The 14801-nt window shown below is 64.1% G+C and carries 12 protein-coding genes and 1 pseudogene; 12 read left to right on the top strand and 1 reads right to left on the bottom strand.

Going from position 1 to position 14801, the window contains the following annotated elements:
• Nucleotides 1-181: 181 nt before the first annotated feature.
• From IVB12_RS03550 to IVB12_RS03535, 4 genes and pseudogenes are all read left to right on the top strand, one after another.
• The gene (locus IVB12_RS03550; protein ID WP_247295698.1) at nt 182-2140 is read left to right on the top strand and encodes an ABC transporter ATP-binding protein/permease; all 1959 of its coding nucleotides are present in this window, start codon (nt 182-184) and stop codon (nt 2138-2140) included.
• Nucleotides 2141-2212: 72 nt separating this feature from the next.
• Nucleotides 2213-2926, top strand: a pseudogene (locus IVB12_RS03545) (phosphatidylserine decarboxylase); the annotation flags it as partial.
• A gap of 86 nt (nt 2927-3012) precedes the next feature.
• Nucleotides 3013-3897, top strand: a complete 885-nt coding sequence (locus IVB12_RS03540; RefSeq protein ID WP_247295693.1) for a phosphatidylcholine/phosphatidylserine synthase — start codon at nt 3013-3015, stop codon at nt 3895-3897.
• 116 nt (nt 3898-4013) lie between these two features.
• A complete protein-coding gene (locus tag IVB12_RS03535) occupies nt 4014-4733 on the top strand; it encodes an RraA family protein (RefSeq protein ID WP_247295692.1) in 720 nt (239 codons plus the stop codon).
• 17 nt (nt 4734-4750) lie between these two features.
• Here IVB12_RS03535 and IVB12_RS03530 read toward each other — a convergent pair whose 3' ends face one another.
• Nucleotides 4751-5044, bottom strand: coding sequence for a hypothetical protein (locus tag IVB12_RS03530; RefSeq protein ID WP_247295690.1), 294 nt, complete (start codon nt 5042-5044; stop codon nt 4751-4753).
• Nucleotides 5045-5144: 100 nt separating this feature from the next.
• Between IVB12_RS03530 and IVB12_RS03525 the strand changes: the two genes are divergently transcribed.
• From IVB12_RS03525 to IVB12_RS03490, 8 genes are all read left to right on the top strand, one after another.
• Complete coding sequence (locus IVB12_RS03525; RefSeq protein WP_247295688.1) at nt 5145-5969, top strand: SDR family NAD(P)-dependent oxidoreductase; 825 nt, start codon at nt 5145-5147, stop codon at nt 5967-5969.
• A gap of 198 nt (nt 5970-6167) precedes the next feature.
• Complete coding sequence (locus IVB12_RS03520; protein WP_247295686.1) at nt 6168-6941, top strand: MotA/TolQ/ExbB proton channel family protein; 774 nt, start codon at nt 6168-6170, stop codon at nt 6939-6941.
• A 23-nt stretch (nt 6942-6964) separates the two neighbouring features.
• Complete coding sequence (locus IVB12_RS03515) at nt 6965-7795, top strand: flagellar motor protein MotB (protein WP_247295683.1); 831 nt, start codon at nt 6965-6967, stop codon at nt 7793-7795.
• A gap of 172 nt (nt 7796-7967) precedes the next feature.
• Nucleotides 7968-9866 (top strand): potassium transporter Kup, encoded by a 1899-nt coding sequence (locus IVB12_RS03510; protein WP_247295681.1) that lies wholly within the window; start codon nt 7968-7970, stop codon nt 9864-9866.
• A 138-nt stretch (nt 9867-10004) separates the two neighbouring features.
• On the top strand, nt 10005-11927 hold the full coding sequence (locus IVB12_RS03505; RefSeq protein WP_247295679.1) for a potassium transporter Kup: 1923 nt from the start codon (nt 10005-10007) through the stop codon (nt 11925-11927).
• Between the two features lie 155 nt (nt 11928-12082).
• Nucleotides 12083-12409, top strand: a complete 327-nt coding sequence (locus IVB12_RS03500; protein WP_247295677.1) for a rhodanese-like domain-containing protein — start codon at nt 12083-12085, stop codon at nt 12407-12409.
• Nucleotides 12410-12416: 7 nt separating this feature from the next.
• Complete coding sequence (locus IVB12_RS03495) at nt 12417-13598, top strand: aminotransferase (RefSeq protein ID WP_247295675.1); 1182 nt, start codon at nt 12417-12419, stop codon at nt 13596-13598.
• 5 nt (nt 13599-13603) lie between these two features.
• A complete protein-coding gene (locus tag IVB12_RS03490) occupies nt 13604-14716 on the top strand; it encodes a polyamine ABC transporter substrate-binding protein (RefSeq protein WP_247295673.1) in 1113 nt (370 codons plus the stop codon).
• Nucleotides 14717-14801: the final 85 nt, after the last annotated feature.

The following is a 14801-nucleotide window of genomic DNA, read 5'->3' as shown; positions in this document are numbered from 1 at the left end:
GCGAAGAGGCGTCAAGTCCAATCGGTGATTCGGGACTCCCGCAAATCTACCGGCAAATAGCGACAAACAATCGAAGATTCGCCATCTGGCGGGGTGCGCTGGCATCGGGAAGGCTCTATATGACGGGCGAAAATCGAAAATCGTAACGCCGCCCGCATCCGGCGGGCTTTCAGGCTTTTTGATGGACCAACCTCAATCGTTCGACGGAGCCGACGTTCCTGATCCTCCCGCGGGGGAACGGCTGGAGCGGGCCACGCTGATGGGCACGCTGGCGCATCTGTGGCCCTATATCTGGCCGGGCGACCGCTTCGACCTGAAGATGCGGGTGGTCTGGTCGCTGGTGCTGCTGCTCGCCGCGAAGCTGATCACGCTTGCGGTGCCGTTCAGCTTCAAATGGGCGACGGACGCGCTGACCGGCGCCAACACGGCGCCGGTGCAGGCGGACAATTGGCAGCTCTGGGTGATCGCCCCGCCGCTACTGCTGACCGCGAGCTACGGCGCGATGCGCATCCTGATGGCCGTGCTGACGCAATGGCGCGACGGCATCTTCGCCCGCGTCGCCATGCATGCGGTGCGCAAGCTTGCGACCATCACCTTCATTCACATGCACGAGTTGTCGCTGCGCTTCCATCTCGAGCGCAAGACCGGCGGCCTGACGCGGGTGCTCGAGCGCGGCCGCGAGGGCATCGAGGTCATCGTGCGCATGGTGATCCTGCAGCTGATCCCGACCATCGTCGAGGTCTCGCTGCTGATGGCCGTGCTGCTCTGGCAGTTCGATTGGCGATACGTGGTCGCCACTCTGATCACGGTCGCGCTCTACATGTATTACACCTACATCGCGACCGAGTGGCGGATCGGCATCCGCCGCAAGATGAATGATTCCGACACCGAGGCGAACACCAAGGCAATCGACTCGCTGCTCAACTACGAGACCGTCAAATATTTCAGCGCGGAGGCGCGCGAGGCCCAGCGCTATGACAGGTCGGTGGCGCGTTACGAGGAGGCGAGCGTCCGCACGTATACTTCACTCGCGGTGCTCAATACCGGCCAGGCCGTGATCTTCACGCTCGGCCTGACCGCGACCATGCTGATGTGTGCGATCGGCGTGCGCAACGGCACCAACACGGTCGGCGATTTCGTGCTGGTCAACGCCATGATGATCCAGCTCTACCAGCCCCTGAACTTCATGGGCATGGTCTATCGTGAGATCAAGCAGGCGATCATCGACATTGAGAAGATGTTTGGTGTGCTGGGCCGCGAGGCCGAGATCAAGGACGCGCCCGATGCGCAGCCGCTGGTCGTCTCTGCCGGCACGGTGCGCTTCGACGACGTGCGCTTTGCCTATGAGCCGACGCGGCCGATCCTGAAGGGCATCAGCTTCGAGGTGCCGGCCGGCAAGACGGTCGCGATCGTCGGCCCCTCGGGTGCGGGCAAATCGACGATCTCGCGGCTGCTATTCCGTCTCTATGACGTCTCCGGCGGAAAGATCCTGATCGACGGCCAGGATCTCCGCGACGTCACGCAGGCTTCGCTGCGCGCGTCCATCGGCATGGTGCCGCAGGACACCGTGCTGTTCAACGACACCATCCGCTACAACATCCGCTACGGCCGCTGGGACGCCAGCGATGTCGAGGTCGAGGAGGCGGCGCGGCTGGCACAGATCGACCATTTCATCCGCTTGGCGCCGATGGGCTACGAGACCCAGGTCGGCGAGCGTGGCCTGAAGCTCTCCGGCGGCGAGAAACAGCGCGTCGCGATCGCGCGCACAGTGTTGAAGGCGCCGCCTATCCTGGTGCTCGACGAGGCTACCTCGGCGCTCGACACCCACACCGAGCACGAGATCCAGGGCGCGCTTGACCGCGTGGCCAAGAACCGCACTTCGCTGGTGATCGCGCACCGGCTCTCGACTATCGTCGGCGCCGACGAGATCATCGTGCTGGATCAGGGCCGTATCGCCGAGCGCGGCACCCACGCAAAGCTGCTCGCACAGGGCGGCCTCTATGCCAGCATGTGGAACAGGCAGCGCGAGGCCGAGGCGGCGCGGGAGAAACTGGCCAAGATGGCCGACAGTAGCGAGGCGCCCAACCGGGAGCCGCCGCCGGTCAATGATTCCCTGACGGCGCCTGCGGCGGCGGAGTGACCTTGTCTCGGGTGCCAACTCTGGCCTAAACAACTCCACCGCGCGGGACGGCCCCGTGCGCCGTCAACCCTTCAGCGGCAGAGAGCGATGTCCATTCTCGATTCGATCCAGCGTCAGATCCCGCCGATCCACAAGGAGGGCTATCCCTTCATCGGCGGTTTCGCGCTGGCAAGCCTGATCCTATTCTGGCTGTGGTCCCCTCTGGGGTGGATCGGCACGATCCTGACCGTGTGGTGCGCGCTGTTCTTCCGCGATCCCGTCAGGGTCACTCCGGTGCGCGAGGGGCTCGTGGTGTCGCCGGCTGACGGCCGCGTCTCGATGATCACCATGGCGCTCCCCCCGGCCGAGCTCGGGCTCGGCGACCGGCCGTTGCCGCGCATCTCGGTGTTCATGAGCGTGTTCAACTGCCACGTGAACCGCAGCCCGATCGCGGGCAGGGTGGACCGTATCGCCTACCGGCCCGGCCTGTTCATCAATGCCGAGCTCGACAAGGCGAGCGAGGACAATGAGCGCAACTCGCTGGTGATCACGACGCCCACGGCGCGGATCGGCGTGATCCAGATTGCCGGCCTCGTGGCCAAGCGCATCGTCTGCTTTGTCAAGGAAGGGCAGGCGATTGGCGCCGGTGAGCGCTTCGGTCTTATCCGCTTCGGCTCGCGGCTCGACGTCTATCTGCCGGTCGGTACCAAAGCGCTGGTATCGGAAGGGCAGACCGCGATCGCCGGCGAGACGATTTTGGCCGATCTTGCCGGGGACGACCCCAGCCGCACCTATCGCACCAATTAACCAATAAGTCGTTCCAGGGAACGTTCCGCCGCAATGGCGGAGGGGAGCGCGGCTTGCTATATCTCGCTTTGAGGTGAGGACGAGCCATGACGCCCTACGATTTCAAAGATCCTGACGCGCGCCGGCGGCGGTTCCGTCCGATTCCGGTGCGGATGCTGGTGCCCAACGTCATCACGCTGCTGGCGATCTGCGCCGGCCTGACCTCGATCCGGCTGTCGATTGAGGGGCGGATGTCGCTCGCGGTCTATGCCATCGTGTTCGCGGCCGCGCTCGACGGCATCGACGGCCGCATCGCGCGCATGATCAAAGGCCAGTCCAAATTCGGCGCCGAGCTCGACAGCCTCGCCGATTTCGTCAATTTCGGCGTTGCGCCCGGCCTGATGTTGTATTTCTGGCAATTGCACGAGCTCGGCAATGCCGGCTGGATTGCCGCGATGGTGTTCGCGATCTCGGGCGGCCTGCGCCTGGCGCGCTTCAACGCCACCATGGACGATCCGAACAAGCCGGCGTTTGCGGCCAACTTCTTCACCGGCGTGCCGGCGCCGGCCGGCGCGATCACCGTGCTGCTGCCGATCTATGTCGCGTTCCTCGATTTCGGACGCTGGCCCGCGGCGGTAACGGCAGCCTACACGCTCTTGATCGCCTTCCTGATGGTGTCGCGCCTGCCGGTGTTCTCCGGCAAGACCAAGCGCATGCGCGTGCCGCCCGAGCTGGTGCTGCCGGCGTTCGTCGCCGTCATCGTCTTCATCGCGCTGTTGATCGCCTATCCCTGGCACGTGCTGTCGATCGGCACGGTGCTCTATCTGCTCTGTCTGCCGCTCGGCTACAAATCCTACCGCGATCAGGCGCGGGCGATGGAAACCACCGCGCCGGCGGGAGGTGAGGTCGCGTCACCGCCTTCGGCGCCGACGCTGGCGAATTTGTCCGAGCCGCCGCACGACGACGACGACCGGCCCGGACGGCTGCACTAAGCGGCCACACGCGGATATCTGCCATGAGTCCCGCTGAGTTGGGTTGATGCCTGATCTCGGCTATATCGCCCTGCGGCACCGCGCCAACAGCGGCCGCCAATCTGGGAGAGAACGCCGTGACCAATTCCGCGACCGGGCCGCTGCCCGCTTCCGTCCTCGAAGCGCTGGGCCGCTATGATACGCCGACGATCTGCAATGCCATGGAGATCGTGGCGCCCGAGCGCCGGCTGATCGGCTACACCACCAAGCAGCTTGTTTGTCCGTTCCCCGATCTGCCGCCGATCGTCGGTTATGCCCGCACGGTCACTATCCGCTCGGTGCTGAAATCCTCGCTTCCTGCTGAGGAGCAGTCCAAGCGTCGCATCGACTATTACGAATATGTCGGCACCGGCCACGGTCCGCGCATCTCGGTGATCCAGGACATCGACGGCCCCGACGTTGGCTACGGCGCGTTCTGGGGCGAGGTGCAGAGCAACGTGCACAAGGCGCTGGGCTGTCTCGGCGTCATCACCGACGGCTCGATCCGCGACATCCCGCAATGGGCTCCGGGCTTCCAGGCCTTGGCAGGCTCGATCGGGCCGTCGCATGCCTGGGTGCATGCCGAGAGCTTCGGCGGCGAGGTGCGTGTCGCCGGCATGACCGTCAAGTCGGACGACCTGATCCATGCCGACCAGCACGGCGCCATCGTGATCCCGATCGACGTCGCGGCAAAGTTGCCCGAGGCAGCCGAGCTCTGCGGCCGCCGCGAGACCCCGATCCTCGAGATCGCTCGCAGTCCCGACTTCTCGCTGGAGAAGCTGAAGGCGGCGCTGAAGCGCTCGGCGGAGATTCACTAGACGCGCGACGGAGCGGCCTACGGTCGCGGCGCCGACCGTGGGCCGCCTTGTTCCGTCAGAAACAGGGCGGCCTGATCCGGCTCGCCGAACACCGCGGCGGCGCATCCGATCAGGGTGAAGCCGCCCGCAAGATCCCACAGGGTGATGTCCTCCGCATTGTCCGGGAGATGAATCAACCGCGCCGCGATCATGGCGAAGCCGGCCTCGACAAAAAGCAGGGCGCTGAACGCCGGCAGCACCAGCTCCGGCTCGAGCAGATGCAGCGCCAGTACCGCCGGCAGCGCAGTGAGAAGACTGAACAACGTCAACATGGCAAATCGGCTCCTGCGATGGAGCATGCCGCATAGCTACAGAGTACCGCATGATGGCGCGTCACGGATGTGACGCAGGGCCGCAGTTGGAGGACGCGCAATGAGGATGAAGGGCAAGACGGTTCTGATCACCGGCTCGACCGACGGCGTCGGCCGCTACGTTGCAGGCCGGCTGGCCAAAGAAGGTACGAGGGTCCTGATCCATGGCCGCGACGCGGCGCGTGCGAAGACCTTGAGCGACGAGATCGTGAAGGCCGGCGGTATCGCGCCGACTTTCTACCAAGCCGACCTGTCATCGATGTCGGGCACGCGTGCGCTCGCGGAGGCCGTGAAACGTGACCACCAGCGCCTCGATGTCCTCGTCAGCAATGCCGGCATCGGCTCGCAGAATGACGGCCCGCAGCGGCAGGTCAGTGCCGAGGGGCACGAGCTGCGATTTGCCGTGAACTATCTCGCCGGTTTCCTGCTCGTCCATCTGTTGCTGCCATTGCTGAAGGCGGCCGCGCCGTCGCGCATCGTCAACGTCGCCTCGCTCGGCCAGCACCCGATCGAGTTCGACGACGTCATGATCACCAGGGGCTACAGCGGTTCGCGCGCCTATGCGCAGAGCAAGCTCGCTCAGATCATGTTCACGATCGATCTGGCGCAGGAATTAAAGAGCACCGGCATCACCGTGAACGCGCTGCATCCCGCGACCTACATGAACACCACGATGGTGCGCGCCGGCGGGATCACTCCGATGTCGACGGTCGAGCAAGGCGGTGCAGCCATCCTGCACCTTGTCGCGGGCGACGACGTCGCTGATAGAAGCGGATTGTTCTTCAACGGTATGAAAGAGGCACGCGCAAATCCGCAGGCCTACGACGCCGACGCGCGCAAGCGCCTGCGTGCGCTCAGCCTGGAGCTGACGGGGTTATCGTCCTAGCGACCGTTATGGTTAGCGAAGTGTTGAGATTCCCGCCGCCCACCGGCAATCGCTGCGCCTGCGGCGCGCCGTACCTCGCTGTCCAGACTTAACCTTTACGCGGCTTTAAGGGCGGCGCTCTAGGGTTCCGATGCGGTTCGGGGTTGGGCCGCGCCAGCGGCCAGGACGGCCGTTGTCGTGTACGCATTGGAGTCTCCCATGGATATCATGACGAGCGTCGGGCTCATTGCGGGCACCATCGTCATCGTTGCGATGATCTTCATGGGCGGCGATCTCCACATGTTCATCTCCGAACATGCGATGATCATCATTTTCGGCGGCTCGATCTCCGCCACCATGATCCGCTTTCCCCTCAGCGCGCTCCTGCATGGGCTTCCGCTCGGGGCCAAGTTCGCTTTCACCATGAGCCGCCTGTCGGCCCACGACCTCGTTGACGAGCTCGCCCGCATCGCCGAGATCGCCCGCAAGCAGGGCCCGGTCGGCCTGGAAAAGGTCGAGACCGACGAACCCTTCCTCGCTAAGGGCATCCGCTACGTTGCCGACGGTTACGACCTCGACTTCATCCGCGACAATCTCGAGCGCGACCGTGACAACTTCCTGATGCACCTCGATGAGGGCAGCAAGATCTACCGTGCGATCGGCGATTGCGCCCCGGCCTTCGGCATGATCGGCACACTGATCGGCATGGTGCAGATGTTCGCCAACATGACCGACCCTTCCAAGCTCGGCCCGTTCATGGCGACCGCGTTGCTCGCGACCCTCTACGGCGCGCTCGTCGCGAACCTGTTCTGTCTGCCGATCGCCGACAAACTTCACGGCAAGCTGCTGGATGAGGAGACTAATCGCACCCTGATCATCGACGGCATCCTGATGATCCGCGACTCCAAGAGCCCGACCTTGGTGCGTGAAATGCTGCTGGCCTATCTGCCGGAGAAGCACCGTCAGGCCGACGGCGAGCCGGTGCCGGCCTGATCGCGCGCGCCGGGATCTAGACCATGGCCAAGAAGAAACGCGGCGATGCGCACGGCGGCGGTCACGGCTGGTTCGTGACCTTCGCCGACCTGATGGGCCTGATGATGAGCTTCTTTGTGATGCTCGTCGCGTTCTCGACCCAGGACGCCAACAAGTTGAAGATCGTGGCCGGATCCATGCGCGACGCCTTCGGCGTGCAGAGCGAAGCGCGCTATGCCGGCATCGTCGAATCCGACGGTCTGCCGACGCGGCCGCGGCTGAAGAACGTCGACCACATCCAGCCCGAGGACGCCTCCAACACGCCGACGCCTGACCAGGATGATCGCGACCGTACCTCGGGGGCGAAGATCAAGGTCGACCGCAATTTCGCGCTCGCCGCGGCCTCGCTGCGCCAGGCGTTGCAGGACATGCCGGAACTGACGGAAATGTCCAAGCACATCATGTTTGAAGAGACCAAGCAGGGCCTCAACCTCGAGATCGTCGACCAGGATGGCCGCTCGATGTTCGCCGACGGCTCCAAGGTGCCTTACGACCGCACCCGCCGCTTGGTCGAGAAGCTCGCGATCCCGCTCAAGGCGACGCCGCTCCGCGTCTCCATCGCCGGCCACACCGCGGCGGGATTTGTGCCGGTCCGCAGCGACTACGGCGCCTTCGACCTGTCGGCCGACCGCGCCAATGCCGTGCGCCAGATCCTCGAACGCGAAGGATTGCCGCCGTCGCACATCTTCGCTGTCTCGGGCAAGGCGGACACCCAGCCGCTGTTTCCGGACGATCCCTCGCTCGCGGCCAATCGGCGGGTGACCATCACCCTGATGCGCGAAGATCCGCCACTGCCGCCGAATCTGAAGCCGTAGAGGACTTGCGCTACCATCTTACCTGAGGCATCTCGTCGCGCTGGGGCGAGCGTGACCGCGCCGTCACAGCATCGGGCTCAGCGCCTGCTATGGTGGTGAGCCGGTTGACAGGCCCGCCGGAAGCGTCAAAAGGCGCCGGATCAAATTCAGGGACGAAGCGTTCTCCACCCTCATGACGGCGAGCATCACATCGACCGAGACCCAGGAAGGGCCGGTCACATCAGGTTTTTGGGCCCTTACGCTCGGGAGCATCGGCGTCGTCTTCGGCGATATTGGCACCTCGCCGCTCTACGCCTTCCACGAGGCGGTCAGAGGCGCGGCCCATGGCGAGCCGGTCTCGCGGGTTATCGTGCTCGGCGTGCTCTCGCTGATCCTATGGGCGCTTCTGATAGTCGTCACCGCCAAATACGTCCTGCTGCTGCTGCGCGCCGACAATAACGGGGAGGGCGGCACGCTCTCCCTGATGGCACTCGGCCAGCGTGCGCTCGGGCGGCGGAGCTGGTTCCTGCTCGCGCTGGGCGTAGTCGGCGCCTCCATGTTCATCGGCGATTCCATGATCACGCCGGCGATCTCGGTGCTCTCGGCGGTCGAGGGTCTCAAGCTCGCGACCCCTGCGTTCGAGCACTACGTCGTGCCGCTCACGGTGCTCATTCTCGCACTGCTGTTCGCCGTGCAGAGCAAGGGCACCGCGCTGGTCGCCTCGGCCTTCGGGCCGGTAATGGTGGTCTGGTTCACCGTCATCGCGGTGATGGGAGCTGTCCACATCGCCGACGACCCCTCGGTGCTGGCGGCGATTAATCCCTATTACGCGGTGCAGTTCGTGCTGTCGCACGGCACGATCGGCCTTGTCACACTCGGCGCCGTGTTCCTGGCTGTGACCGGGGGCGAGGCGCTCTATGCCGACCTCGGCCATTTCGGGCGCAAGCCGATCCAGTCGGCCTGGATGTTCTTCGTGCTGCCCGCGCTCTTGATCAACTATTTCGGGCAGGGCGCGCTGGTGCTGTCCGATCCCAGCGCGATCGAGCATTCCTTCTATCGCATGGTGCCTGAAAATCTAGTGCTGCCGCTGGTCGGGCTTGCGACTGTCGCAACGGTGATCGCGAGTCAGGCGGTGATTACGGGCGCCTATTCGCTGGTCTATCAGGCGGTGCAACTCGGCCTGCTTCCTCGCTTCGAGGTGCGCTACACCTCGGAGACCCATGCTGGCCAGATCTATCTGCCGCGCGTGAACCGGCTGCTGCTGATCGGTGTGATGCTGCTGGTGCTGCTGTTCCACACCCCCAGCAATCTGGCTTCGGCCTATGGCATCGCAGTCTCCACCACCATGGTCGCCGACGGTATCATGGGCTTCATCGTGATCTGGAAATTGTGGAACTGGCGCGCCGCCACGGCTGCGGCCGTGATCATGCCCTTCGTCGTCGTCGACCTAAGCTTCTTCAGCGCCAATCTGCTCAAGCTGCTCGAAGGCGCCTGGGTGCCGCTGCTGTTCGGCGTCGCCATGGCGGGGACGATTTGGACCTGGCGAAAAGGCTCGGGGATCCTGATCCAGAAGACGCGCCGGATCGAGGTGCCGCTGGACGACCTGATCCGGAGCCTGGAGAAGCGGCCGCCGCACATCGTCAAGGGCACGGCCGTATTTCTGACCAGCGATCCGTCGTTCGTGCCGACGGCGCTGCTGCACAATCTCAAGCACAATAAGGTGCTGCACGAGCACAACGTGATCCTGACCATCGAAACCGCCCATACGCCGCGGGTCGACCTGTCCGAGCGATTCCGCATGGAAAAGATCAGCGACAAGTTCTTCAAGGTCCGCCTGCGCTTCGGCTTCATGGAGCAGCCGAACGTGCCGAAGGCGCTCGCGATCGCGCGCAAGCAGGGTTGGCAGTTCGACATCATGTCCACGTCATTCTTCGTGTCGCGGCGATCGCTGAAGGCCTCGGCCCAGTCGGGCATGCCGCTGTGGCAGGACCACCTCTTTATCGCGCTGAGCCGGTCGGCCAACGACGCCACCGACTATTTCCAAATTCCCACGGGGCGCGTGGTTGAAGTGGGGACCCAGGTCACCATCTAAATGCAACTGCCGGAGCCATGCAAATTTGCATGCCTAAGGTCCGGAATCGGGCTATGCTATGCCGGTAGCGCAGGACTATAAGCCGCGCGCCCTTCCGCCATTGTGCAGTGAAGCATTTAGAGGCCACCAGGCTCTCCCATGACAAGCGACGTAGCGATTTCCGCCCCGGAAACGGCGGCGGCCAATGGCGATGCCCATACCACTGCCCGTTTCGGCGCGCTGGCGCTCGGCAGCATCGGCGTCGTCTATGGCGACATCGGCACCAGCCCGCTCTACGCATTCCGCGAGGCCGTGATGGCGGCTTCCGGGGCGGAGGGGCTACCGACACCGGCGGCCGTGCTCGGCGTGCTGTCGCTTATCGTGTGGGCGCTCATCGTCGTGGTGACGCTCAAATACGTCGTGATCCTGCTCCGCGCCGACAATAATGGCGAGGGCGGCACGCTGGCGCTGATGGCGCTGGCCCAGCGCGCCGTCGGAACCGGCGGAGCGACCGTCGTCCTGCTCGGTATCATCTCCGGCGCCCTGTTCTACGGCGATGCCGTGATCACGCCCGCACTTTCGGTGCTGTCAGCGATCGAAGGCATGAAAGACGTGACGCTGCGGTTCGAGCCCTACATCGTGCCGCTGACTGTGGCGATCCTGGTCGGCCTGTTCGCCGTGCAGTCGCGCGGCACCGCCCGGGTCGCCGCCTTCTTCGGCCCGATCATGTGCGTCTGGTTTGCGGTGATCGCCGCGGCGGCGGTCCATCCGATCATCGCGCAGCCGCAGGTGCTGTACGCGCTGAACCCGCTCTACGCCGTGTCATTCATGCTTCAGCATGGCGTCATCGGCTTCGTGACTTTGGGCGCGGTGTTCCTGGCGGTCACCGGTGCTGAGGCGCTCTATGCCGACCTCGGCCATTTCGGCAAGCGGCCAATCCAAGCGGCCTGGCTGTCTATCGTGCTACCATCGCTGGCGCTGAACTATCTAGGGCAGGGGGCGCTGGTCCTCAGCGATCCCGGGGCGATCGTGAGTCCGTTCTTCCAGCTCTTCCCGCAAGGTTTTGTTCGCGGCAGCATGGTGGTGCTTGCCACCATGGCCACGGTGATCGCGAGCCAAGCCGTCATCACCGGCGCCTATTCGCTGACGCGCCAGGCGATCCAGCTCGGGCTGCTGCCGCGCTTCGAAATTCGCCATACGTCAGAGGCCCATTCCGGCCAGATCTTCATCCCGCGCATCAACCAGCTGCTGCTGGTTGCGGTGGTGCTGCTGGTGCTCCTGTTCCGCTCCTCCAGCGCGCTCGCCTCGGCCTACGGCATCTCCGTCACCGGCACTATGGTGGTCACGGCGATGATGGGCTTCGTCGTGATCTGGAAGGTCTGGCGATGGTCGCCGTTCGCCGCCGCCGCGCTCATTGTGCCGTTTCTGTTCCTCGACCTGACCTTCCTCGCCGCGAACCTGCTGAAGGTGTTCGAGGGCGGTTGGGTGCCGCTGGCGCTCGGCGCGCTCATGATCATCCTGATGTACACGTGGCGGCGGGGCAGCCGGCTGCTGTTCGAGAAGTCGCGCAAGCTCGAATTCCCGCTCGCCGACCTCGTGGCGATGCTGGAGAAAAGGCCGCCGCAGCGGGTGCCCGGCACAGCCGTGTTCCTGACCTCGGACCCACTCAGCGCGCCGACGGCGCTGATGCATAGTCTGAAGCACTACAAGGTGCTGCACGAGAAGAACGTCATTCTCACCATCGACACCGCGCAGACCCCGCGCATCGACCCGGCCGACCGGGTGCGACTGGAGCAGATCTCACCGACCTTCTCAAAGGTGACGCTGAAATTCGGCTTCATGGAATCGCCCAACGTGCCCAAGGCGCTGGCGATCGCGCGCAAGCTCGGCTGGCAGTTCGACATCATGTCGACCTCTTTCTTCCTGTCGCGGAGGGCGCTGAAGCCGGCGGCCCATTCCGGTATGCCGCGCTGGCAGGACCGACTGTTCATCTCGCTGAGCCGCTCGGCGAACGACGCCACCGACTATTTCCAGATCCCCTCCGGCCGCGTGGTCGAGGTTGGAACGCAGGTCACGATCTAGGCAGGCAACCGACGCTGCGCTTCAAGTCGATGCGATTTAGCTTTAACTTGCGCCGCTCAGCTCAAGCCATTGTAGCGCTTGATTTTCGTCGGCCGAGAGGCGAGGTTGCCGCCGGCCGGGTGCCCCGGCCAATAGGCGCGACGTTGGAGGATGATGTGGCAAATCAGGTACAGGATCTGACCCCGGACGAGGTCTCCAAGGGTGTCGCGGAAGGCCGCTATCTGCTGGTCGATGTCCGCGAGCCGAACGAGGTCGAAGCCGAGGCCTATCCTTACGGCCTCGTGGTTCCGCTCTCGACCTTCGATCCCAAGGCGATCCCCGATCCCCAAGGCAAGCAGGTCGTGTTCGCCTGCCGATCGGGCAAGCGCTCGGTGACCGCCTCGCTCGCGGCGCAGGCGGTGGGCCTGCCTTACGACAAGCATCTGGCCGGCGGCATGCTGGGCTGGAAAGCGGCCGGTCTTCCCAGCAAGGTGGGCGGCTGAGCTCGCGATGACGACCAAGAGCTCGTCGCTGAACAAGGTCTTCGCCGACCTTCCCGTCACTATCTTCGAGGCGATGTCGCAGGCCGCGCGCGACAATGCCGCAATCAATCTCGGCCAGGGTTTTCCTGACGATCCCGGCCCCGAGGACATCCGCCGGGCCGCGGCCGATGCCTCTCTGCACGGCTACAACCAGTACCCTTCGATGATGGGCCTGCCGGAGCTGCGTCAGGCGATCGCAACCCATTACGGGCACTGGCACGGGCTCAAGCTCGATCCGATGAGCGAAGTGATGGTGACCTCCGGGGGCACCGAGGCGCTGACCTCGGCAATTCTCGCGGTGGTTCAGCCCGGCGACGAGGTGGTCTGCTTCCAGCCAGTCTATGATTCCTACCTGCCGATCATCCGACAGGCGGGCGGCGTTCCGCGCCTCGTCCGGCTCGAGCCGCCGCACTGGCGGCTGAATGAGGACATGCTGAAAAGCGTCTTCAATTCCAAGACCAAGGCGGTGCTGTTCAACAACCCTTTGAATCCCTCCGCGGTGGTGTATCCGCGCGAGGACCTCGAGCTACTGGCGCGCTACTGCCAAAAATTCGACGTCATCGCGATCTGCGACGAGGTCTGGGAGCACGTCACGTTCGACGAGCACAAGCACATCCCGCTGATCACCATCCCCGGCATGCGCGAGCGCACGATCAAGGTCGGCTCGGCCGGCAAGATCTTCTCCCTGACGGGGTGGAAGATCGGCTTCGTCTGCGCCGCGCCGCCGCTCTTGCGCGTCGCCGCCAAGGTGCACCAGTTCTTGACCTTCACCACCGCGCCGAACCTCCAGGCCGCCGTCGCCTACGGCCTCGGCAAGCCCGACGACTACTTCCTGTCGATGCGCAAGGACCTGACGCGGAGCCGCGACCGTCTCACCAAAGGGCTGGAGAGCCTCGGTTTTCCCGTGCTGAGGTCGCAAGGCACCTACTTCCTCACGGTCGATCTGTCGCCGCTCGGGCTGAACGAGAGCGATACCGAGTTCTGCTGGCGGATCGTGAAGGACTACAAGGTGGCGGCGATCCCGGTGTCGGCCTTTTACGAGCAGGACCCGGTGACCTCAGTGGTGCGCTTCTGCTTTGCCAAGAAGGATGAGACGCTCGACACAGCACTCGAGCGGCTGTCGGATGCGGTGCGCGGGCGCAAGAGGTAAGGAAGATGACGAATGTCGGCCGCTTCAGGCTTTGCTTCGCTCTCGCAATCGCCGCAGCGCTGACGTTGCTCTCCGCCCCTGCAAGTGCGGAGGAACGGGTCGTCAACTTCTACAACTGGTCCAACTACATGGCGCCGGAGGTCCTTGAGAACTTCACCAAGGAAACCGGCATCAAAGTGGTCTACGACACCTTCGATGCCAACGAGACGCTGGAGACGCGCCTGATGGCCGGCAAGTCGGGCTACGACGTCGTGGTGCCCACCGCCTATTTCCTGCAGCGCCAGATCAAGGCCAATATCTTCCAGAAGCTCGACAAGTCGATGCTGCCTAACTTGGCCAACGCCTGGCCTGTGGTGACCGAACGCCTCGCGATCTATGATCCCGGCAATGTCTACGCCGCCAACTACATGTGGGGTACGACGGGCATCGGCTACAATGTCGCCAAGGTGAAGCAGATCCTGGGGCCGGATGCGAAGATCGACAGCTGGGACATCGTCTTCAAGCCCGAGAATTTGACCAAGTTCAAAGATTGCGGGGTGCACATGCTCGACTCCGCCGACGATATCTTTCCGGCAGCGCTGAACTATCTCGGGCTCGATCCGAACTCGACCAAGCAGGCGGACCTGGAGAAGGCTGCCGACGTCGTGGCAAAAGTCCGCCCGTCCGTGCGCAAGTTTCACTCCTCCGAATACTTAAGCGCGCTCGCCACCGGCGAGATCTGCTTCGTGGTCGGCTGGTCCGGCGACATCATGCAGGCCCGCGCCCGCGCTGCGGAGGCCAAGAGTGGCATCGAGATCGGCTATGCCATTCCGAAAGAGGGTGCACAGATGTTCTTCGACAATCTCGCGATCCCCGCGGACGCCAAGAACGTCAAGGAGGCTTACGAGCTGATCAACTATCTCTACCGCCCCGATGTTGCCGCCAAGAACTCGGACTTCCTGTCCTACGCCAACGGCAACCTCGCCAGCCAGAAACTGGTCAACCCAAAGATTTTGAACGACAAGAACATCTATCCGGACGAGGCGACGCTTTCGAAGCTCTTCGTCATCACCGCGCGCGAGCCGGCGACGCAGCGCATCATCAATAGACTCTGGACCAAGGTGAAGACGGGGCGGTGAGGAGCACGCCCATCATTGCGAGCGAAGCGAAGCAATCCAGAATCTCTCCGCGGAAGCAATCTGGATTGCTTCGTCGCTTCGCTCC

Origin of the sequence: Bradyrhizobium sp. 179, assembly GCF_023073535.1 — a bacterium.
Taxonomy (GTDB): Bacteria; Pseudomonadota; Alphaproteobacteria; order Rhizobiales; family Xanthobacteraceae; genus Bradyrhizobium.
The sequence above is the reverse complement of the archived record's forward strand: the minus strand, read 5'-3'. Positions and strand labels throughout refer to the sequence as shown.